The sequence below is a fragment of the Citreicoccus inhibens genome, assembly GCF_019039035.1.
Classification (GTDB): domain Bacteria; phylum Myxococcota; class Myxococcia; order Myxococcales; family Myxococcaceae; genus Citreicoccus; species Citreicoccus inhibens.
The window spans coordinates 86,600-108,482 of record NZ_JAHNZT010000023.1; the positions used below are offsets into that span (position 1 = coordinate 86,600).

Annotated in this window: 16 protein-coding genes; 7 read left to right on the forward strand and 9 right to left on the reverse strand. The window is 71.2% G+C overall.

The genetic code is table 11. The features are described 5' to 3' along the window. The first annotated feature begins 119 nt into the window (after nt 1-119). Nucleotides 120-1,931 (forward strand): ubiquinone-dependent pyruvate dehydrogenase, encoded by a 1,812-nt coding sequence (gene poxB, locus KRR26_RS24025; protein ID WP_233577489.1) that lies wholly within the window; start codon nt 120-122, stop codon nt 1,929-1,931. 4 nt (nt 1,932-1,935) lie between these two features. Here poxB and KRR26_RS24030 read toward each other — a convergent pair whose 3' ends face one another. The 3 genes from KRR26_RS24030 to KRR26_RS24040 form a co-directional block, all read right to left on the reverse strand. Continuing rightward, the gene (locus KRR26_RS24030; RefSeq protein WP_147423082.1) at nt 1,936-2,586 is read right to left on the reverse strand and encodes a hypothetical protein; all 651 of its coding nucleotides are present in this window, start codon (nt 2,584-2,586) and stop codon (nt 1,936-1,938) included. Between the two features lie 76 nt (nt 2,587-2,662). Next, a complete protein-coding gene (locus KRR26_RS24035) occupies nt 2,663-3,628 on the reverse strand; it encodes a 2-hydroxyacid dehydrogenase (protein ID WP_217080950.1) in 966 nt (321 codons plus the stop codon). 42 nt (nt 3,629-3,670) lie between these two features. After that, entirely contained in the window at nt 3,671-6,919 is a 3,249-nt protein-coding gene (locus KRR26_RS24040; protein WP_217080951.1) for a C45 family autoproteolytic acyltransferase/hydolase, read from the reverse strand. A gap of 183 nt (nt 6,920-7,102) precedes the next feature. On the opposite strand from KRR26_RS24040, the gene KRR26_RS24045 reads away from it, so the two are divergent. Next, nucleotides 7,103-7,603, forward strand: a complete 501-nt coding sequence (locus KRR26_RS24045) for a GNAT family N-acetyltransferase (protein WP_120210405.1) — start codon at nt 7,103-7,105, stop codon at nt 7,601-7,603. Nucleotides 7,604-7,613: 10 nt separating this feature from the next. Here KRR26_RS24045 and KRR26_RS24050 read toward each other — a convergent pair whose 3' ends face one another. Beyond that, complete coding sequence (locus KRR26_RS24050; protein WP_120210404.1) at nt 7,614-8,516, reverse strand: 1,4-dihydroxy-2-naphthoyl-CoA synthase; 903 nt, start codon at nt 8,514-8,516, stop codon at nt 7,614-7,616. A gap of 54 nt (nt 8,517-8,570) precedes the next feature. Between KRR26_RS24050 and KRR26_RS24055 the strand changes: the two genes are divergently transcribed. From KRR26_RS24055 to KRR26_RS24070, 4 genes are read left to right on the forward strand one after another with little or no spacing between them, the layout of a single operon-like run. Further along, nucleotides 8,571-8,888, forward strand: a complete 318-nt coding sequence (locus KRR26_RS24055; protein WP_120210403.1) for an antibiotic biosynthesis monooxygenase — start codon at nt 8,571-8,573, stop codon at nt 8,886-8,888. Between the two features lies 1 nt (nt 8,889). After that, complete coding sequence (locus KRR26_RS24060; protein ID WP_217080952.1) at nt 8,890-10,053, forward strand: iron-containing alcohol dehydrogenase; 1,164 nt, start codon at nt 8,890-8,892, stop codon at nt 10,051-10,053. Nucleotides 10,054-10,111: 58 nt separating this feature from the next. Further along, a complete protein-coding gene (gene nth, locus KRR26_RS24065; protein WP_120210401.1) occupies nt 10,112-10,753 on the forward strand; it encodes an endonuclease III in 642 nt (213 codons plus the stop codon). 23 nt (nt 10,754-10,776) lie between these two features. Further along, nucleotides 10,777-11,325 carry a GNAT family N-acetyltransferase gene (locus KRR26_RS24070; RefSeq protein ID WP_120210400.1) on the forward strand — a complete coding sequence of 183 codons (549 nt, stop codon included), beginning with the start codon at nt 10,777-10,779 and terminating at the stop codon, nt 11,323-11,325. Nucleotides 11,326-11,332: 7 nt separating this feature from the next. Here KRR26_RS24070 and KRR26_RS24075 read toward each other — a convergent pair whose 3' ends face one another. Genes KRR26_RS24075 through KRR26_RS24085 form a run of 3 tightly spaced genes read right to left on the reverse strand, consistent with a single transcriptional unit; the run spans nt 11,333 to nt 14,044 of the window. Further along, a complete protein-coding gene (locus KRR26_RS24075) occupies nt 11,333-12,175 on the reverse strand; it encodes a hypothetical protein (protein WP_217080953.1) in 843 nt (280 codons plus the stop codon). 52 nt (nt 12,176-12,227) lie between these two features. Further along, the gene (locus KRR26_RS24080; protein ID WP_217080954.1) at nt 12,228-13,217 is read right to left on the reverse strand and encodes an alpha/beta fold hydrolase; all 990 of its coding nucleotides are present in this window, start codon (nt 13,215-13,217) and stop codon (nt 12,228-12,230) included. Next, nucleotides 13,214-14,044, reverse strand: a complete 831-nt coding sequence (locus KRR26_RS24085) for a serine aminopeptidase domain-containing protein (RefSeq protein WP_120210397.1) — start codon at nt 14,042-14,044, stop codon at nt 13,214-13,216. The genes KRR26_RS24080 and KRR26_RS24085 overlap by 4 nt, the downstream gene beginning before the upstream one ends. 359 nt (nt 14,045-14,403) lie before the next feature. On the opposite strand from KRR26_RS24085, the gene KRR26_RS24090 reads away from it, so the two are divergent. Continuing rightward, the gene (locus KRR26_RS24090; RefSeq protein WP_236069135.1) at nt 14,404-16,947 is read left to right on the forward strand and encodes a DUF5916 domain-containing protein; all 2,544 of its coding nucleotides are present in this window, start codon (nt 14,404-14,406) and stop codon (nt 16,945-16,947) included. Nucleotides 16,948-16,959: 12 nt separating this feature from the next. On the opposite strand, the gene KRR26_RS24095 is transcribed toward KRR26_RS24090, so the two are convergent. Further along, nucleotides 16,960-20,439, reverse strand: a complete 3,480-nt coding sequence (locus KRR26_RS24095; RefSeq protein WP_217080956.1) for a patatin-like phospholipase family protein — start codon at nt 20,437-20,439, stop codon at nt 16,960-16,962. 58 nt (nt 20,440-20,497) lie between these two features. Then, on the reverse strand, nt 20,498-21,814 hold the full coding sequence (locus tag KRR26_RS24100) for a hypothetical protein (RefSeq protein ID WP_217080957.1): 1,317 nt from the start codon (nt 21,812-21,814) through the stop codon (nt 20,498-20,500). Between the last annotated feature and the right edge of the window lie 69 nt (nt 21,815-21,883).

Here is a 21,883-nt window from a genome sequence, read left to right on the forward strand (position 1 = left end):
GACACTTGCCCCGCGGGTGGGCGCGCTGTCGGAAAGCCAACACAGGCGTCTCCGACCGCATGGGTCGGCCACATCGTCCGCTGTCCAACCGTCGCGTGGGTTGGGTGACCGAGCGGCCCGTGAGTTGGCGTGGAATCACCGCGAGCGCTCCGATGGCGGCTCGGGTTCAGGCCGGAGCGGGCGAGGCGCACCGCATGAAGACCACCGTGGCGGAGCAGTTCGTGGAGACCCTGGCGCTGGCCGGAGCGAAGCGAATCTACGGCGTGGTGGGGGACAGTCTGAACGCGCTCACGGACGCCCTGCGACGGCGCGGGGACATCGAGTGGGTCGCCCTGCGCAACGAGGAGGCCGCGGCCTTCGCGGCGGGCGCGGAGGCGCACCTCACCGGCACCCTCGCCGTCTGCGCGGGGAGCTGCGGGCCGGGCAACCTGCACCTCATCAACGGCCTGTTCGATTGCCACCGCAGCCGCGTTCCGGTGCTCGCCATCGCGGCGCAGATTCCGTCGCCGGAGCTGGGCTCGGGGTACTTCCAGGAGACCCACCCCGAGTCGCTCTTCCGCGACTGCAGCCACTACCGCGCGCTGGTGTCGTCCGCGGAGCAGATGCCTCGGACCTTGGAGATCGCCATCCGCGCGGCGGTAGGCCAGCGGGGCGTCTCGGTCGTCGTGATTCCTGGCGACGTGGCGCTACAGAAGGCGACGGCCGCGCGCATGCCGAGCGTCGAGTCCCTCACCCTCCCCGCGCCCCACGTGCTCCCGAGCGCGACGCTGCTGGAGTCCGCGGCCACGCTGCTCAATGGCGCGGCCCGCGTCACGCTCTTGTGCGGCGCGGGCTGTGAGGGCGCGAGCGAGCGCGTCGTGGAACTGGCGCGCAAGCTGAAGGCGCCGGTCGTCACCGCGCTGCGCGGCAAGGAATACCTGGAGCCGGACAACCCTTGCTTCGTGGGCCTCACCGGGCTCATCGGCTACGCGTCCGGATATTGGGCCATGCTCGACTGTGACGTGCTGCTGATGCTCGGCACGGACTTTCCCTATCGCCAGTTCTATCCCGACGCCGCGAGCACCCGCGTCCTCCAGGTGGATGTGCGCCCGGAGAACATCGGACGCCGCGCGCCGGTGGACCTGGGCCTGGTGGGCACCGTGTCGGACACGCTCGGCGCCCTGCTGCCGCTCCTCGAGGAGAAGACGCAGCGGGAGCACCTGGACCGGGCGCTCGCGCACTACCAGAAGACCCGCGCGGAGCTGGATGCGCTGGCGGAGGGCACGCCCGGCAAGACACCGCTGCATCCCCCGCAGGTGGCGCGCGCCTTCAGCACCCACGCCACCGAGGACGCCATCTTCACGTGCGACGTGGGCCTGCCCACTGTCTGGGCCGCCCGCTACGCGACCATGACGCGCCAGCGCCGCTTGCTCGGCTCGTTCAACCACGGCTCCATGGCGAGCGCGCTCGCGCAGGCCATTGGCGCGCAGAAGGCGTTCCCTGGACGGCAGGTCATCGCCTTCGCGGGCGACGGAGGCTTCACCATGCTGATGGGCGACGTGCTCAGCCTCGTGCAGCACGGGCTGCCCATCAAGGTCGTCATCTTCAACAACGGCTCGCTCGGGTTCGTGCGGATGGAGCAGCAGGTGGCGGGCCTGCTCGACATGGGCACGACGCTGCGCAACCCCGACTTCGCGGCGCTGGCTCAGGCCATCGGCATGCGCGGCATCCGCGTGGAGGACCCGGCGGACGTCGACGCCGCGGTGGCCGAGGCGCTCGCCACACCGGGCCCCGCGCTCGTGGACGCCGTCGTGAGTCGCTCGGAGCTGGTGATGCCTCCGCGCATCACCGCCGCCATGGCCGCGGGCTTCACGCTCTTCTCCGTGAAGGCCCTCTTGAGCGGCCGAGGCGACGAGGTCCTGGAGCTGGCGCGCACGAACCTCTGGCGCTGAGGCCCTACCCCGTGAGGGCGATCCACTGCTTGAAGTTCTCGGGCGTGGCGGTGTTCGCCAGGCGGTGCTGATCATCCACTTCGATCAACCGCGCGGCCCGAGGCGCCACCAGCGCCCGCGAGTGAGCCAGGGGCACCGTCTCATCCTGGCGCCCATGCACCACCACGATGCGGGACACGTCGCTCGGCAACGCGGGCGCGATGTGCCCCACCCGCTCGGCGACCAGCCGTTGCGCCGGGCACAGCAGCACGGTGCGTCCCGTCCACGCGCCGCGCGCCAGCAACTCCAGCGCGATGGCACCGCCGAACGAGGAGCCGACCACCACGTCCACGGGATACGACTTCAGCATCGCGAGCTGCACGTCGATGCTGCGCTGGACGGTGCGTCGCACGAGCCAGCGCTTCGCGAAGGGCTGAAGCCCCAGCAGGACCGCGCCCGCGACGAGCGCGCCCACCCATCCGAGCGCCCATGTCGCCACGCCCAACACCCCGAGCGCCACCAGCACCGTGCCAATCACGACCGGGTCGCGCACCACCGCCGAGCGGTTGCAGGGCATCTGCGCGGACACCACGCGGAAGCCCGCCTGCTCCAGCATGCGCGCCTTGGTTCCCCTCGGCCCCGATTCGAGTCCGTGGACATAGAGAACGGTGGTCATCGCGAGCCTTATAGCCGGCCGGACCACGCCCCATGCAATCCGCGCCGTGCGAAAGGACCATCCACCCGAGCGAACGTCACGCGCGCGTGAAGCCCGGCCGCACCACGTTGTCCAAGGGCTGGCCGGCGGCGAGCCGAGCGAGCTGCGCGCGCAGCAACCGGATGGCACGCGGCGCGAACGCCGAGGTGTCTCCGCCCAGGTGCGGCGTGATGAGCACGCCCGGCGCGGTCCACAGCGGATGACCCGGCGGCAGCGGCTCGGGCTCCATGACATCGAGCGCGGCGCGCAGGCGCCCCTTCAGCACCTCCGCGGTCAGCGCCGCGGTGTCCACCACCGGGCCTCGCGCCACGTTGACCACCAGCGCGCCATCCGGCAGCGCCGCGAGCACGCGCGCATCGACGAGGCCCCGCGTCGACTCGGTGAGCGGCGTGATGACGACGAGAATCTCCGCGTCACGGGCCAGCGCCACCAACTCCGTCACGCCGTGCACGTGCCCGTCCGCGTCGTCTCGCGCGTGCGTGCCCACGCGCGCCAGCGTCACCTCGAAGGGCGCCAGCCTGCGGGCAATCTCGCGCCCGATGCCGCCCACGCCCACGAGGAGCACCTTGCGGTCGGCCAGCGACGTGCGGGTGACGTGGTTCCAGCGGCCCTCGGGTTGATCCCTCGCGGCCAGATCGATTCCGCGCAGCGAGGCCAGCATCAACCCGATGGCCAGCTCCGCGGTGGACGCGGCGTGGACTCCCGACGCCGTCACCACCGTCACGTCGTCGCCCACCGCGGCGAGCACGCCGTCATAGCCCGTGGTCAGCGTGTGCACGAGGCGCAGGCGCGGCACCCGCTGGAGCGCGGGCAGTCGCTTCACCGCGCCGATGTACGGCAGCACCACCGCCTCGATGTCTCCGAGCGCGAGGCCCTGGGGCTCCGACTGGAGGTCCCAGAGCCCGACGCGCAGCGCCGGAGGCAGTGGCTGGAGCGCATCCAGCAGCCACTGCTCCGGCAACGTGACGTGGCGAATCAGCGAGGCATCGGGGAGTGTCACCATCCCCGAAGTCTACCCAGGGCCCCGTGCCCGGGGCACGACGCCTCAGCGCATGCCGAGCGTGGGGGCGGGGATGTCCACGGACACGTCCTGGGTGAGCGAATCCGGGGCGTGGTAGCCCTTGGTGCTCACGTCCGCGCCGCGGTACAGCGCCCAGCCCTGAAGGCCGCGCTGATAGGCATGCGTCATGTGCCACAGCTCCAGGCCGCTGTTGGCCAGGAACAGATACAGCGCGCGCTTGGGGTTCCACGGGTTCGGCAGCGCGATGGCCAGACCGTCATCGGCGCGGCCATACGTCTTGCCCTGCCAACGGAAGAAGCGACGCCCCGCCTCCAGCGGCAGCTTCTTCTCCGCGGCCAACCGAGCGATGAGCCCGTTGTCCTCCGCGCCGCCGAAGACGACCAGGTCTCGCTCCGCCAGGTCCGCGTCCGTCACCTCGGCGTCCGGCTTCACGTTGGCGAGGATCTCCGCCGACGCGTCCGCGAGCGCCTCGCGGTAGCCGAGCGCCAGCGTGCGCTGAGACTCCACCTGCCGCGCCGAGCCATAGACGAAGAGCAGGCGGTCCCAGTCATCCACCGTGTTGCCCAGCGTGTAGAAGCGCTCGCGGCGCACCGGGATGTCGCTGGACGCGTTGAACACCACGCGCACCGGCTTGTCCGCCGTGCGCACCGTGAAGGTGTCGCTGCCGCCCTTCACCTCCACGCGCTCGAACACCGAGCCCTTGTCCGTCTGGACCTCCACCAGCGTGGAGAAGCGCCACGGCGCGCCGGACTGCTCCACCTTCAGCGTCACCTCGAAGCCCTCCTTCGCCTTCACCGCGCGCGTGGAGATGCGCGGCTCGGGCAGCCCGCCGCGCTCCACCCACTGGCTGATGACGGGCTTGAGGTCGCGGCCCGCCACCTCGTTCGCGGTGCGCACGAAGTCCGCCGTGGTGAACTTCTTTCCCCCGAAGCGCGTGTGCACCGTAGTCATCACCTGGGCGAACTGCTTGTTGCCCAAGAGGAGCCGGAGCTGGTGCAGGAGGAAGGTGCCCTTCACGCGCGGCACCAGATAGGCGCCATAGCGGCCGTAGTCAGTGCGAGCCGAGCCCGCCACCACATCGCCCTCGCGCGAGGTGACGTAGAGGAAGCGCGTGTTCAGGTCCGATAGCGCGTCGCGCTGCTGCTCGAAGGCCTTGTCCAGCTTGTCCTCGCCCTCGGGCAGGTCCTTCAGGAGGGTCCAGTACGCGGCCGAGCCACTGGAGAACCAGTTGTCGGCATCCGTGGCGGGGAACACCGTGTTGGCCCACAGGCGCTTCTCGTCGAAGCCCAGCGACTCCTTCACGCGTGACAGGTCTCGCTTGGGCGTCTCCACCTTCGGCTCGGCGGCCTGGCGGGCCTTGGCCGCCTGGAGCTTCTCCGCCACGAAGATGGGGCTGAAGGCCGTATAGCCCAGCGACAGGTGCGGCGTGGCGCCGGGCAGGTCGGGAATCCACCGGCCGCCCACCATCTTCTCGCGCAGCGTCGTCTTGCCGTAGTGCGCGAGGAACATCAGCTTCTCGGTCATCTCCGACGTGGTGATCTTCCCGTCACACGCGTGCGGCCGGTTGATGGGGCTGGAGGCCATCATCCGCGTGGCCACGTCCACGTCGATGCCGCCCTGCCCGTTCTTCGCGTAGAAGTCCCAGAAGGCGATGTCGCGGTTCCAGGTGTTGAACGCCAGGTCCACCGGCGCGTTGCTCGGGTTGGGCACGTACTCCTTGCGGACCTCGGGGTCGCGCGTGTTGTTGTTGGCCCAGATGAAGTCCTTGAGGTTGCCCGGCGTGTCGCTCGTCTTGCCATTGCCGCCCGTGCGCCACAGCTTCGTCTTGTTCGTGCCGAGCAGCAGGCACGCGCCCTCGTCGGACTTGGTGTCGGCCAGGGTCCAATCGTTGGTGTAGAGACCGTTGTTGCGGTCCTTGAGGATGCGCTCCACGTCATCGATGGACGAGGCGTACTGCGCCGCCTTGCGGATGCGGTTGGACTGGGGCGTGCCATCCGCGTTGAACGGCGTCTGGCCCACCGTCGTCTCGCCGATGACGATGCCCGCGTCGTTGATGAACCAGTCCGCGCCGCTGTGGATGCCGCCCGGGAACGTCTGCATCACGAAGCGGTGGCCCTTGGTGGGCTGCACGTCCAGCACCACGTCCCAGTGGACGCCGGTGTAGCCGTTCCACATGAAGATCTGGCCCATGACGACCCGGCCGCTCTTCGTCGCGGACTTCGTGGCGACAAAGGACGAGCAGTGGTCGCCCTCTCCGGCCCTGCCGTTCTCATCCTCGCCCTTGACGAAGTTGCGGCCGGTGAGCGGCGACGCCGTCACCTTGTTCGCGGACTCCAACTGGCTGATGTCCACCGCGGAGTTCAGCGCGACGATGTCGAGCAGCTCCAGGTCGCGGTCCTTGAACTTCGCGCCGCCCTTGTTGGCGCCATCCGCGATGCCCTTCATCTCCTCCAGGTACTCGGTGTCGTACTTGCGCAGGAAGAGCGAGTCCGCGAGCAGGCGCGTCTGCTCCCACCCCTTGCTCGCATCCGACTTGTCCTTCTGGATGCCCAGCTTCTCGATGTAGCGGACGATCTCCTGCGAGGCGAGCTCACCGAACTGCTTGCCGCGCTCGTAAGGCTCGCCCTCGACGTGGACGTAGATCCACCCGCCGTCGTCGTACCGGAAGCCCTTGCCCGCCCAGCGCACGCTCTCCATCGGGATGTACGCGGTGATGTCGTCCACTTCCTCCACACGCACGTCGTCGAACCACGCGGTGCCGGTGGCCTTGCCGTTGTGGCCCAGGTAGGCGCGCACGTGGTCCTGCGCCTGGGTGGCGAAGAACATCACCGACACGCGCCCGCTCGCGTCCGCACCCTGCGGCGGCGTGCAGTTGGTGAAGGGGAAGCTCTTCATCGCCAGACATGCGCCCACCGCCGTGGGGTAGCGGGCCTGCGGATCCGCCTGCACGCCGCGCGTGCGCACCCAGGCGCTCAGCCGGTACAGCCGGCCCACCTGGAGCTTCAGCGGCTCGGACTGGACGGAGGTCTCACCGCCGCCCGCCGGGTTCTCGATGACGAGGCTGCGCCCTCCTTCCGAGCGCGACTCCGAGCTGGCGGACACCTTGCCGGACCCGGTCGCGGTCCACCCGGCCGGAATCCCATTTCCGGTCAGGGACTCGAAGCCGGCGTTGCTCACCGGCACGGATGCGGCCCACGCGGGGCCCGCGAGGAACATCACCACCGCCGGCAGCAACAGGCCCTGGCGAGTCAAACTCAGACGGAAGTCGGTCATGTCATTCCCATCCCGGTCGGGTGCCGGGGGTGGTGCGGAGACGGACGCGGCAACACTTCTCACGCCTCCTTCTTCCCAGGTCAACCCGCGCGCAGAGTCTCAGCGACTGACGCGACGCGGCGCCCTGCCCCGAGCTGCTACGGTGCGCGCCGATTCCGAGGTCCCCTCGGGCGAGGTCATCCCGTGCCGCACCTGCGCACCACGCGTCTGGAGTTGAAGCCGTTCACGCAGCACCTCGCGCGCGAGGCGATGGAGGATCGCCGGCGCTTTGAGTCCGCGCTGGGGGTTCGCGTGCACCCGGCCTGGCCGGGGCGCGACGTCGCCGAGGCCCTGCCCTTCTTCGCGAGCCAGCCCGCGCTCGGCGAGTGGGACACGCTGCTCGTGCACACCCGGGACTCGGTGCTCGTGGGGGACATGGGCTTCAAGGGGGGCCCGGACGAGCACGGCGACGTGGAGCTGGGCTACTCGGTGGTGCCCGAGTACCGCCAGCAGGGCCTGGCGACCGAGGCGGCCCGCGCCATGGTGGCGTGGGCGTTCCAACAGCCGGGCGTGCGCGCGGTGGTGGCCGAGTGCACGCGCGACAACGCGGCCTCCATCGGCGTGCTGCGCCGCGTGGGCTTCCGCCCCGTGCCGAACGAGGATCCGCTGCTGTTGCGCTGGCGAATCACGTCCGGCCGGGACTGAAGAGGCTTCGTCAGTACGACCAGGGGAAGCGCTTGAAGTCGCGCTTGCGCTTCTGGACGAACGCGTCGCGGCCTTCCTGGGCCTCGGGGGTGCCATAGGCCAGGCGCGTGGCCTCGCCCGCGAAGAGCTGCTGCCCCACCATGCCGTCATCCGGCAGGTTGAAGGCGTACTTGAGCATCTTGATGGCGGTGGGGCTCTTCGTGTTGATCTCCGCGGCCCACTTCAGCGCGAACTCCTCCAGCTCCGCGTGCGGGACGACCGCGTTGACCATCCCCATGTCGAAGGCCTCCTGCGCGGAGTAGTTGCCCCCGACGAAGAAGATCTCCCGGGCGCGCTTCTGGCCCACCTGCCGCGCGAGCAGCGCCGAGCCATAGCCACCGTCGAACGAGGCCACGTCCGCGTCCGTCTGCTTGAAGACCGCGTGCTCCTGGCTCGCGATGGTCATGTCGCAGACGACGTGGAGGCTGTGCCCACCGCCCACCGCCCAGCCCGGCACCACCGCGATGACGGCCTTGGGCAGGAAGCGGATCTGGCGCTGCACCTCCAGGATGTGCAGGCGGCCCAGCCCCGCGGGGTCCGACGCGCCTTCGTCGCCCTCGTACTTGTAGCCGTCCTTGCCGCGGATGCGCTGATCGCCGCCCGAGCAGAACGCCCAGCCCCCGTCCTTGGGCGAGGGGCCGTTGCCCGTAATCAACACGCAGCCCACGTCCGTCATGAAGCGCGTGGCCTCGAGCGCCTGGGACAGCTCGTCCACGGTGCGCGGGCGGAAGGCGTTGCGCACTTCGGGGCGGTTGAACGCGATGCGCACCGTGCCCTGGTCCACCGCGCGGTGGAAGGTGATGTCCTTGAATTTGAAGCCGTCCACGGTCCGCCAACGCGCGGGATTGAACAGCGGCGAGATGGAAGAAGTCATGGGCGCGGACCCTACCAGTTCCCCCCTCACCGCGCGCCGGTTAGCCTCGCGCGCATGCCCAACAGCCTGCTCGTCATCCACGTCGCGGTGCACGTCAAACCCGAGTTCGTCGACGCCTTCCTCCAAGCCACCCTGGCCAACGCCCGCGAGAGCGTGAAGGAGCCCGGCATCGCGCGCTTCGACGTGGTGCAGGACACCGAGGACCCCACGCGCTTCGTGCTCGCCGAGGCCTACCGCTCCGCCCAGGCCCCCGCCGCGCACAAGGAGACGCCGCACTACCTCACCTGGAGGGACACCGTCGCGCCGATGATGGCCGAGCCGCGGACCAGCCGCCGCTTCGTCAACCGCTTCCCCGACGACGCGGGGTGGTGACATGAGCATCGCCTTCGAGTTCGCCACCGCCGCGCGCGTCGTCTACGGCCCGGGGCGGCTGGCGGAGGCCCCCGAGCTGGCGCGCGGACTCGGCGCCACCCGCGTCCTGCTCGTCACCGGCAAGGACGGCGCGCGCGCCCAGCCGCTGCGCGAGGGCCTCGGTCGGCTCGGCATCGTCACCACGGACTTCGCCGTGGACGGTGAGCCCACGGTGGAGTTGGCGCGCGAAGGCACGGCCCGCGCCGTGGCCGCCCGCTGCGACGCGGTGGTGGCCATGGGGGGTGGCAGCGCGCTGGACGCGGGCAAGGCCATCGCCGCGCTCGCCGCCAACGGAGGCGACCCGCTCGACTACCTGGAGGTCATCGGTCGAGGCCAGCCACTCACGAGGCCCTCCCTGCCCTTCCTCGCCTTGCCCACCACCGCCGGCACGGGCTCGGAGGTGACGCGCAACGCGGTGCTGGGCTCGAAGGAGTCGCGGGTGAAGGCCAGCCTGCGCAGCCCGCACATGCTGCCGCGCGTGGCGCTCGTGGATCCCGACCTGCTCCAGGGCGCGCCCCCGGCCGTGCTCGCGGCGGGCGGACTGGACGCGCTGTCCCAGCTCATCGAGCCCTTCGTCTCCGCGCGCGCCAACCCCGTCACGGATGCGCTGGCGCGCGAAGGCATCCGCCGCTCCGCGCGCTCGCTGCGGGCGGCCGTGCTGGAGGGACTGGACGCGCCTCGCCGCGAGGACCTCGCCCTGGCGAGCCTCCTGGGCGGCCTGTGTCTGGCCAACGCGGGGCTGGGCGCGGTGCACGGCTTCGCGGCGCCGCTGGGCGGAATGCTCGGTGCCGCACATGGGGCGCTGTGCGCCGCGCTCCTCGGCGCCACATTGGAAGTGAACCTGCATGCCCTGCGCACCCGGGCGCCCCAGCACTCCGCCCTGCCGCGCTTCCAGGAGGTGGCCGAGCTGCTCACCGGCCGGGCGGAGGCTCGCGCCGAGGACGGAATCGCGTGGGTGCGAGAGCTGGTGCACGCGCTCCGCGTCCCTGGCCTCGGCGCCCAAGGGCTCACCGACGCGGACGTGCCCACGCTCGTGGAGAAGGCCCGGGCCGCGAGCAGCATGAAGGCCAATCCCCTGCCCCTCACGGACAGCGAACTGCGCGAGCTCGTCACGCGCTCGATGTGACCCGCCCCACTCTCGCGATGACGGCCAGCGCGCCGCCGGTTACCTTCTCCCGGTCCCCATGAAACCCACGCCTCCGCCCATTCCTGAGTTGCTCCATCGCCTGCGCGAGAAGTACCCGGACGCACGCTACGAGCTGAACTGGTCCACGCCGTTCGAGCTGCTCGTGGCCACCATCCTGGCGGCGCAGTGCACGGACGAGCGCGTCAACCGCGTCACCGCCACGGTGTTCCCCAAGTACCCGGGCCCACGCGCCTTCGCGGACGCGGACACCGCCGAGTTGGAGGAGGACCTCAAGCCCACCGGCTTCTTCAAGCAGAAGACGAAGACAGTGCAGGCCATGAGCCGCGCCCTGCTGGAGGACTTCGGGGGCGAGGTGCCACGGGACATCCAGCAGCTCATCCAGCTGCCGGGCGTGGCGCGCAAGACCGCCAACGTGGTGCTCAACACCGCGTTCAACATCCCCTCGGGCATCATCGTGGACACCCACGTGGGCCGCGTCAGCCAGCGGCTGGCCCTCACGAAGCAGGAGAAGGGCGAGGCCATCGAGAAGGACCTGATGGCCCTGGTGCCGCAAGAGGATTGGACCTTCTTTGGGCCTGCGGTGGTGCTGCACGGTCGCTATACGTGCGTGGCGCGCAAGCCCAAGTGCGACGCCTGCATGCTCGCGGACATCTGCCCCAAGGTCGGCGTCGAGCGCTGACCGCTCTCTTTCGGAGCCCCATCATGCGCACCACGCTCGTCACCGCCCCGGCCGAACTGGAGCAAGTGCTCACCCTCCAGCGCGAGAACCTGCGCGGCCACGTGTCACCCGAAGAGGCCCTGGAGCAGGGCTTCGTCACGGTGGCGCATACGCTGGACACGCTGGAGCGCATGCACGCGGTGGCCCCGAGCATCATCGCCCGGGATGGCGAGCGGCTCGCCGGCTATGCGCTGGTGATGCCCGTGGAGACGCGCGCGTTCATCCCCATCCTGGAGCCCATGTTCCAGCTCTTCGACACGCTGTCGTGGAAGGGCAAGCCCCTGGGCGACTACCGCTATTACGTCATGGGCCAGGTGTGCGTGGCGCGTGACTACCGCGGCCAGGGCATCTTCGATGCGCTCTACCGCGAGCACCGCGCGAGCTACGCGGATCGCTACGAGCTGTGCCTCACGGAGATCGCCTCGCGCAACACGCGCTCCATGCGCGCCCATGCCCGCGTGGGCTTCCAGCCCGTCACCACCTACCGCGACGACACGGACGAGTGGGTCGTGGTGGCGTGGGATTGGAGCTGAGTCGGCCTCAGTGCACTTGCAGGGCGATGGCCAGCGCGAGCTTCCAATCGAGCCCGAGCTGAATGCCGAAGTACGAGCCGCCCACCGACGTGGTGCCGAACGCCACGCCGATATGGGCGAGTTCCCCGAGGATGAGCTTCATGCCCACCTCGCCGCCGACGTTGAACTCGGGACGGTTGTCATGCCAGCCCGAGCCCAGGAACATCCGGGCGTAGGGCGCCGCCCAGCTCGTCAAGAAGTGCTGATAGCCCACGTAGGAGTTCAGCTCCGACTTGAGGTGCGTCATCGCGGTCATGTTCAGCCCCAGGTTGATGCGCCGGGCCAGGAAGGCCATGGGCTGAACGTGGATGTCGAACATCATGCCCGTCTCGCCCCCCAGCCCCAGGCGAGCCCCGAGCACCGCCTCCACGAGTGACTTCTCCACGGCGAGCGCCGCCCAGCGCAGGTGCTCGGCCTCCGCCGTGTCGCCTCGCGCCGCGCGGAGGTCCGCCAGCGCCAGCGTGGCCTCCTCGTTCTCCGCGTCGACGCCCTGACGCAGCGGCGGCTCGGCGCCGTCCAGGTCGCCGTGCTCCATGCGGATGCGGCCCGCGGTGATGCACGACGCGACATCGCCCTGATTGCACGCCTTGGCGAAGGCATCGGCGGCGTCCACCACGTTCCCCTCCCCCATCCGCTGCCCGCCGAGCACCTGACACGAGGACACGCGGCCCGCGTCACACTCGGCCTGCAAGTCCGGGGGAGGCGGGGGCGGCCTGGGGACGGTGACGCAGGCCGAGAGCGCGCCCAGGAGCAACGGACACAGCCAGCGGACGAGCACAGGACGAGCGAGCGAGGGGGGGAGAGCCAGCATGAACGGCGATTCAATCACGGGACGGTGCGGGCTGCTCGTCCGGCGTCGCGCCTCACCCCGCCAGTCGGGTGCCCCCCCACGTCCCCTCCGGACGCGCCCCGACGCCCTCTCCGCGCGCGGGGAAGTGCTGGTTCGCCCAGCGCACCAGATGCTCCACCGCCCGCTCGCCAGCGCCCCCCGTCGTGAAGATGTGGTTGGTGCCGGTCAGCTTGAAGCGCGACACGTTGGGGTGAGGCAGGTGCGCGAGCGCGGCCTGGTGGATGCGCTCGAAGAAGACATCGCGCAGCTTCCCCTCCGCGGTGAGCACCAGCGCGGGCGTCCCGCGCTGCACCACCCGCTGCCATGCCTGCACCAACGGCACGTTGGCCACGTCGGGCAGGACGTCGCGGTCGAGCAAGAGGTCGAGCAGCGCCTGACGCGGGAACGGCACGTAGCGGAACAGCCGCGAGTACTCATTCTCCAGCGTGAGCATGCGCATCCAGCCCCAGAAGGAGAACACCTTGGAGGTGACGCGCCGCACCCGGCCTCGCCACCGCTCCCGGCGGCCTTGCGGGCGCGATGCCTCGGGCGGCGCCTCGTCCTGGACGGGCTCCGTCACATAGAACTCGGGCTCGAAGAGGAAGACACCTCGGACGCCGCGCGGGTCGCGATCCGCCAGATACGTGGACGTGGTGGCCGCGCCGCACAGGCCGCCGAGCACCAACCCGTCCAGGCCATGGCGCTGGCACAGCGCCTCCACCAACTCGAGCGACACGGGCACGAAGCCGCCGTCACACACCTGCCGGTACAGCTCCGCGGTCGTGTCCGGCAGCGGCCCCTCGGTGTCCCCCAGGCCCGGCAGGTCCACGCGGAAGCACGGATAGCCCTGCGCGGACAGACGGTCCGCGGCGCGCGCGGACAGGCCCGCGTGCCCGTCGCGAGGCACGTGCCCTGGGTTCAGGAAGAGGAAGCCCACCGTGCGGGCCGGGGTGCCAGCGGGCACCGGATGCGACGTGCCCCAGAGTCGGTGCCCGAGCACATCCACCTCGAACAGCTCCCTCATGACACCGCCTCCTGCGCCTGGGTTCGCGCGCTCGCCTCGGCAATGAAAGTCAGCCCGTCCTCGAAGACCTGGGACATGTCCGGCAGCAGCTTGTTGCTCGCGGTCCAGAAGAAGGGCCGCGGGATGCGCGCGGAGAGGCTCCGCCCGGGCACGAGGCACTTCTCCGCCGGGCGCCCGTCCAGGTGCACCACCCGCCACGGTCGCGCGTCATCGCGCGTCGGCAAGGCGAGGCCATAGGACTCCGTGCTGCGCCACAGCTCGCGCGACCACGGATAGCCCTCCACCTCCATGAGCATTCCGGACTCCAGCTCCGCCACGTAATCCTCACGCGAGCGGCGCGGTCCCCCCGTGCCCTCCAGGTTGTCCGAGGCCACCTTGCGCCGCAGCAAGTCCATCAAGTGCGCGCGGCCGGACTCGGGCGGGTCCCACATGAGCAGGCCCGCGAGCCCTTCATCCGCGAACACGCGCGCCCCCAGCAACGCGCCCAGCCGCAGGCCGTGCACCACCACCGGCACACCAGGACAGGAGGCCCGCAGGTGCCCGAGCGCGGCGCGGACATCCTCTTCCCACCGCGCCAGCGTCATCTGCTCGAAGCGCCCCGTGCTCTCGCCCACGCCGCGATAGTCGAAGCGCAGGACCTCCACGCCCCGCTGCGCGAGATGGCGCGCCCAGCGAGCCCAGACGACGTAGCCGTGCGTCCGCTCCAGGGCCATGGGCCCCACCAGGAGCACCGCCGCCCGGCTCGGGCCCACGGCGTGGTGATGCACGAAATAAAGAGAGTCCGCGCCCTGGGGCAGGTACCCAGGCGTTTCCGGAAACGTCTGCATGTCTTGAACAGCCCCCTCGGCCAAGCGCGATGGTAGGGACGCGCCCCCAGTCCGGTCAAACCCTCACGCTCCGTTTATAAGCCCTTCATTCCCAGACATCCCGGTGATTCAGACCCGTGGATATCCCGTAGCCAGCGCGGGGCCCGACCTCGCGAGCCACCAAAGTACGAAGCCCTTCGTTGACTTCTACGAATCAATTCGTAGATAAGGGCACACGGGCTGCGAGTCCGCGCGCGGTTGGAGTCGGCGCTGACTCAATCCCTGCGAAATGAAAGTTCATCTGGAGCGTTTGCGGCGATGCGCTGCCGCGGCTTGGGGGCGGAGCGCGCGCATCGAGGAGCGGCATGTCGTCTGGAGTGATGAGGGGTTGCGCACTGGCGGTGTTGTTGGGGGCCACGGTCGCGCAGGCAGCGGAGGCCATTCAGGCCGTGAGGGCTGACGGGCCGCTGCACGTGGACGGCCGTCTCGATGAACCCGCGTGGGCGAAGGCGCCCGTGTTCGACGCCTTCGTGGAGCGCTTCCCGGTGTCCGGGCGTACTCCCAGTGAGCGCACCGAGGTCCGGGTCCTCTACGACGCGGAGACGCTCTACGTGGGCATCGTCGCGCACGACTCGCAGCCCGCGCTCATCGACCGGCGCATGGGGCGGCGAGACGACTTCCCGTACTCGGACGCGGTGCGCCTCATCATCGACCCGATGAACGACCGGCGGACCGGCTACGGCTTCGCGGTCAACGCGGGCGGCATCCAGGAAGACGGCCTGTATTACGACGACCGCAACTACACGACCGACTGGGGCGGCGTCTGGGACGCGGCCGTGGGCAACGTGGAGGACGGCTGGGTCGCCGAGTACGCCATCCCCCTGTCGCTGCTGCGCTTCCCCGAGGCGCCGGTGCAGTCATGGGGCTTCTCGGTGCGCCGGGACATCGCGCGCAAGAACGAGGAGCTGGAGTCCGTCGAGAACCCGCGCGAGGCGGCCGCGAACGTGTCGCGGCTGGGGCGGCTGACGGGGCTCGTGGACCTCCAACCCCGGGGCCGCTGGGAGCTGGTGCCCTACGTGGCGGCACGCGGGGTGATGCGGCCGCAGTTCTCGGACGCGGCGCAGCCCACGCCCCGGATGATGAGCCCCGTGCTCGACGTGGGCCTGGATGTCCGAGGCGCGCTGAGCAGCGGGCTGATGCTCAACGCCACGTTCAATCCGGACTTCGGCGAGTTGGAGGCGGATCAACTCCTGCTCAACCTCTCCACCTTCGAGTCCTACTACAGCGAGCGCCGGCCCTTCTTCACCCAGGGCATGGAGCTGTTCCAGCCGGTGGGCTGGGAGGGCGGGCGCTCGCCGCTGACGATGTTCTACTCGCGGCGCGTGGGGCTGGAGACGCCCATCCTCGGCGCGGCGAAGCTGACCGGCACGGTGGGGCCGGGCGTGCAGGTGGGCGTGCTGGACGCGCTCGTCGCCGGGCCCTGGCAGGCGCAGGACGAGGCGAACCCGGACCGGCGGCTGCGCGTGCACCCCAGCCGGCCGCTGCACCTGGGGCCGGACGCGGAGCTGCCCGGTGCGCCGCTGGCCACCACCAACTTCCTGGCCGCGGCGGCGCGCGCCCCGGTGGGGACGGCCTCGCGCGTGGGCGTGAGCTTCGCGTCGGCGCTGCCCATGGCCGGGCTGTGTCGCGAGGAGGACGCGGCCCTGGACGACGCGCGCCAGCCCGCCGAGTGCCGGACGCGCGGCGGCAACGTGCTGGGCATGGACTTCGACCTGCGCTCGGCGAACCGCGAGTGGGCGGTGTACGGCCAGCTCAATGCCTCGCAAGTGGTGCGGGGCCTGCCCGAGCGGACGCTGCACGACGGAACGGTGCTGCGGCGCGGGGACATGGGCGTCGGCGGCTATCTGCGCGCCGGCCGCTTCAGCGGCAACGGGTTCCGCGCGGACGTGGGCGTCGACTTCGCGTCGCCGACGCTGTCGCTCGTGGCCACGGGCTTCCAGCGCGCGCAGAACGAGCAGACGCCCCGCTTCACCCTGCGCTACGAGCGGCAGGACGGACTGGGGCCGCTCAAGCTCTTCCGGGCCATTGTCACAGGTGGCGCGAAGTGGACCGCGGACTCTCGCGCCACGTTCCGGGGCGCGTTCATGGACCTGAACCTCATCGCCATCCTGCCCACGTTCGACCTCATCGAGCTGGACGTGGGCACCGACGTCGGCGGCTACGACGTGCGCGCGCTCGACAGCACCGGCGTGCCGCTGGAGCGCGAGGGCAGCCACTACGTCAACTTCTACGTGGAGAGCAACGCGAAGCGCGCGATGTCCATCGGCGGCAACGCGTCCATGGCCCTGCACCGCGCCGGCGGTCCAACCCCGGCGCGCGTGGGCTGGGGCGGTGACGTGTTCGTCTCCGTGCGGCCCCATCCGTCGCTGGAGACGCGCGTGGAGGTGGGCAATGACCGGACGCCCTACGTGGCCCGCTTCGTGGAGAACCTGGGCAACTCCCACTTCATCCTGGGCGACCTGAAGTCCAACTACCTGTCGCTCACGCTGCGCCAGCAGTGGATCCTCACGCCGCACCTGACGCTCCAGGGCTACGCGCAGCTCTTCACCGACTACGGCGTCTATGGCCGCTACTTCAGCGCCAGCTCGAACGAGGCCAAGGCCCCCATCCGCCTCGCCGACCTCACCCCCGTCGACCGCGCCGACGCGGACAGCTTCTACGACACGGCGCTGAACGTGAACGTGGTGCTGCGCTGGGAGTACCGCCTGGGCTCCACGCTGTTCCTCGTGTACTCGCGCGCGCAGCAAGGACTGCCGGCGGCGGAGGGAGATCGCCCCGCCGCCTCCCTGCTCCCGAAGCGGCTGCTCGCGGGTCCGGCCAACGACGCCGTCCTCCTCAAGTGGAGCTACTACTGGGGCGCGTGAGCCCGCGAGCCCCTACAGGGTGAACCAGTAGGCCAGGCCGTTCAGGTCCGCGAGGGACAGCGACACCGTCAACCCTCGCAGCGCCCCGCCATCCTGGAACGGTGACTCGCGCACGCCGACGCTCACGCCCAGGCGGTCCTGGAGAATGGCGGCGTGCGCCGCGAAGCCCCAGTCGAAGCGGCGCTCGCTCCCCGCCCAGTGCACCGAGGCGCGCGGCCCCAGGCCCAGCGACACGCCGTTGATGTGCACGGTGGGCCGAAGCCCCACGGTGCTCGACAAGCGGTTGTGCTCGCTCTCGAAGTCGATCGGCTCCACCTGGGACACCAGGGACAGGCTCGGAGACAGGCGCAGCGCGGGCTCCAGCCAGGCCGCCGCCACGCCGCCGTTCGCGGCATCGAACGCCACGCGATAGGGCAACAGGTGCAGCGCCCACGGCTTCCACGGGGAGGCCCCCGGCGGGGCGGTCCTCGGCACGCTCGACGGATCCAACTCGAAGCGCGGCGTCGGGCCGTTGAGGGCCGAGCGCCGCGTCCAGAGCTGGCCCGCCGCCAGCACCCAGCGCACCCCATCCCTCGCCGTGGACGGGGGCGCGTCCGGCGCGTTGTTCGTCTCCTGAAGCTCCACCACCGTGGCGCGATCCACCACGCGCCGCAGCGTCGTCCCCCACCAGCGCGCGGGGTCCTCCAGCGCCAGCTTCATGCTCGGGTCCTGAGCCTGGAAGCCCTGCGCGCGCAGCCCCGCGAGGAACGCATCGAAGCCGGGGTCCTCCAGGCACAGCGCCTCCGTGTCGCGCTCACCGCAGGCCCGCCGATGCGAGCGCGCCGCGGCCAACGCCGCCGCCACCGAGTCCCCGTGGGGCAGCGACACGTCCCCGCTCGCCCAGGCCCACCAGGACTCGCCCAGCAGGGCGTCCGCCTGCGCGCGACTGCCCAGCGTGGCCGCCAGCTCCTCTCGCGCGAGCGTCACCAGCACGTGCCTGCCGCGTGGTGAGGCCAGCAGCCCCATCCGCTCGGCGAGCACGTGCATCCCCTGCCCCACGCACCGCTGCGTGTCGGGCGCGGCCAGATCCAACTCGTCCGAGGGCGGTGGGCGCCGCACCGGGATGGGCGAGCCCCGCGCATAAGGGTCCTGTCGCGCGCACGCCTCCACCGCGAAGGAGTGCACCGCATCGTAGATGCCCGAGTAGTAGTCCAGCTCGCGCAGCGGCCTGTCCAGGAAGCCCGCGAAGTTGCCCAGCTGGGAGCTGGCCAGCGGCGCGAAGCGCGTGGAGACGAACAGCCGCCGCTCCGGAGAGCGCCCACCTTGGAGCGCCTGGGCCTGCTCGGCGAGCGACTCCAGCGACGCGGCCCGAAGCTGAAGCGCGGGCACCAGCCCCACCAGCGTGCCCAACAGCCGGGTTCGGTGCGCGAGCAGCGCGGGGTCCGCATCGTGCGCGGTGCCCCCTTCGGGCTCGCGCTGGAGCGCCGCGACCTCCTCATCCACGAGCAGCGCCAACCCGGCCTCCACGACGCGGCTCGGGGCCTCGGGCGCGAAGAGCACGCCGGGCGGCTTGGACCGGAGCGCCTCGCGCGCGTCGTGCGCGGGCATGGCCACGGACGACAGCGGCATGGACTCCATGCCCTGGAGCTGGGAGTCCAGCACCGCGTTGGCCAAGAGGTTCGTCGCGAACGAGAGCCCTCGGCACAGGCGCATCACCTCCAGCATCGAGCCGCGCAGGCGGACCTGCTGAAGCTCGGTGAGGCCGCCGCGCACCATGGACTCCAGCTCGCCCGCGAAGAACTCCAGCGTGGAGGCGCTCAGCTCCACGCCGTCGCGCACCACGTCCTGGATGCGCAGGCGGTCCACCCCGGGCATCCACGACGCGGTGAGCGGTGCATCCACCTGACGCCGGAAGGCGTTGCCCTCGCTGAACATCGCCGCCAGCGCCGTGCCCAACTCCACCAACTCGTCCATTGAGAGCCGCGTCCCCACGCGCGCCACCTGCGCGGCATCCGCTCGCAAGGGGTCCACGCCAGACTCGCCGCGCAGCGCCCGCGCGCAGTCTCTCAGCAGGGCTTCTCCAGCGGGGCCGCTCATCGCGCCGCGCAGCCGGCTCACACAGGAGAACAGCAGCCGGCCGCGATACAGCCGAGCATCCACGGTGAGCCGCGGACGGGGGTCGGGCGCATCGAGCATCCGCACCGCCTCCAGCTTCTCGTGCGCCAGGTCGGACAGCACGCCATGGAGGCGCGCGTACTGGCGGCTCTCATACGCGGCCCGCAGCAGCAGGTCTCTCGACGTGCGGTTCCACTGCATCGCGCGAGCAGCGCGCCCCAGCTCCGAGTTGCGCGCGGTGGTGACCAGCCCGGCGAACAGGTCGAGGCTGCCCGCGAGGCTCGCGTCGGACGTGGGCTCCTGAGCCGGCCCCGCGCCGAGCCCACCCTGCAAGCGCCGCACATCCGGATCCACGAAGACATACGTCACCGGCCACCACGGGCGCGCGGTCCGCGTCGACTCCGCCAGCTCGATGGCCAGCCCCACCGGCGCGTTGTCGAACACACCGCCATCCACGTAGGGCCGTCGGCACAGCGTCACCTCGTGCCCCGGCGTGGAGCGCGCGGCGCACGTGAGTTCGGTGAGGGACTCGCCCGCCACGGGCCCAGGACAGGTGCCCCGGCGGACCTGCTGCGACACGGGACAGGCCGCCGCGCAGTCGCACAGCTCGCGAGGACTGAAGGCCAGCGGGAACGCCGCCGAGGACATCAGCGCCTGACTCACCTGCGCGGGGCTCACCGCGGTGCCCGGCGCCTCGGGGTCCGGGCTCTCTCCGAGCGACAGCGCGCTGGCCGCCAGATCGCTCCCCTCGGGCAGCGGCTGATAGCGCAGGCGGACGCGGCCCGTGGGCGTCACCTCGAACAGCAGCGGCACCACGAAGCGCTGGGTCACCGAGGGCAGGCCCGCGATGTTGCGCACCTCGGGCGACAGGCGCGTGACGCTGAACCCGAGCGGCACCACGCAGCCCGGACGAAAGCGCCGCAACCCTTGCGGCTGGAAGACCTTCGCGCGCACGTCCGCGAGCACCCGCTCCAGCGCGGCCCGCGTCAGCAGGCCGTCATCCGCGCGATAGCGCCTCGCGTCCTCGGGCAACAGGTCATCCAGCCCCACCGGCAACCACGTGTCCCGCATCAGGTTGGAGTCCACGCTGTCATCCGCGGTGGAGTCCGGGGCCTGGCACCACAGCGCCGCCGCGAGCAGCGCGTTGATGCTGCCCGCGCTCGCGCCCGTGACGCCCGCGAGGTGCGGCTGGATGGCGGGCGCGCCGGACGCGGGCGACTGGAGCAGCCGCAGAAAGCGCACCGAGGCCCAGGTGAGCCCCGCCTCGTAGGCCCCCAGACTCACCCCACCGCTGATGGTGAGCGCGATGTCTCCCCGCGCGGGCGGCGACGACTCGGCCGCCAGCGCCACGCACGCCAGCAGCCAGACTCCCAGCGTGATTCCCCGGAACTGCCGCACGGCGCCTCCCCAACGGGACGAAAAGTGCGGCGCAGTCTATCCGGACCCGCTCCCACGGCTACCGCGACGGTCCTCGCGTCAGCACCAGGGGCGAGGCATCCAACACGCGCGCATCCGGCGTCACCCGACGCGCGAGGATGAGGTGGGGCGCGAACACCTCGTCCACCTCCGAGAAGGCCGCATAGGGGACGAGGAAGCGGCCTCGACCACACGCGCCCACCACCGGGCGGTACTCGTCGCGGTGCTCATTCTCCGAGAACCACAGCCCCTCGGCATCCCGCACCACGCCGCGAGTCGTCAGCCGCGCGCCTCGGATGCGGCGCCCGCGCGACGCGCCGTCCTGCCAGACCACGAGGGACCGTGACTTCTGGTGCGCCACGGAAGGAAAGCGCTGGTCCTCAGGCCCCGTCGCGATGGCGATGCCCTCCGGATCCACCACGTGGCCCTGCCGCTCCACCCGCGCGCCGTAGATGTCCCAGTCCGAGCCGTGGCGCTGGTCCTCCCACACCACGAGGAAGCGCCGGCCCGTCCAGGTGACTTTCGGATTGCGCTGTGCGCCCGGCGCCGCGCCGATGGGGAAGCCGCCGTCCTCCATCACGATGCCATCGGGCCTGACCCGCGCCCCGTAGATGTCCGGCGCTTCGAGCCCCCCGCGCGAGTCCGTCCAGGCCACGAGGAACTCCCGGCCATTCCACGCCACCGCGGGCTCGCCGCTCAGCCGCGCGCCCGAGAGGGGATTGGGCTCGGGGTCGAGCACCTCGCCCGTGCGCGGAGACACCCGCACGAAGCCCAGGCTGGCGCCCACCTCATCCTTGAGCATGAACACGACCAGGCACACGTCGCGACCACAGGCGAGCGCGGGGATGTCCACGACTTGATGGGACGTGATGACGGAGAAGGGCTGGACCTGCGCACCGCTCCGGTCGAGCCGCGCGCCCGCCACGCCGTCCGTCGCCTCCCACACCACCACGAACGAGTGGCCCGCATCCGCGACCGCGGGCGCCCCACCGGGACGCGTGGTGGGGTTGAGCCGCATGCCCATCGGCTCGGGGGAGCTGCCGTCCGCGCGCACGCGCTGGCCGTAGACGCCGCCGTCGCGCACGTCCCACCACGCCACCAGCGCGTCGCGGCCTCCCGACGTCACCGCGGGGCCCAGCAACGCGAGCGGTCGGCCCTCAGCGCCCTGGGACTCGTGTACCGGCCCCTCGCCCACGCGCAGCGGCTCCGCTGTTCGCGGGGGAGCGGGGTCCTCCTCACGAGGGCTCGCCTGCTCGAGGGCCCCCTCCACCGGCGCGGCTTCGCACGCCAGCACCAGCGTTCCCAGCAGCACGCCTCCCCGCCAACCGAGCCCCGTGGTCCGCCGCGTCGCCGCCATGTGCAGTCCCCCCAAGCCCCAGGGAAACCTCGCCCCCTCGGCGGGGGACGGCAATCAGGCCCGCACGGG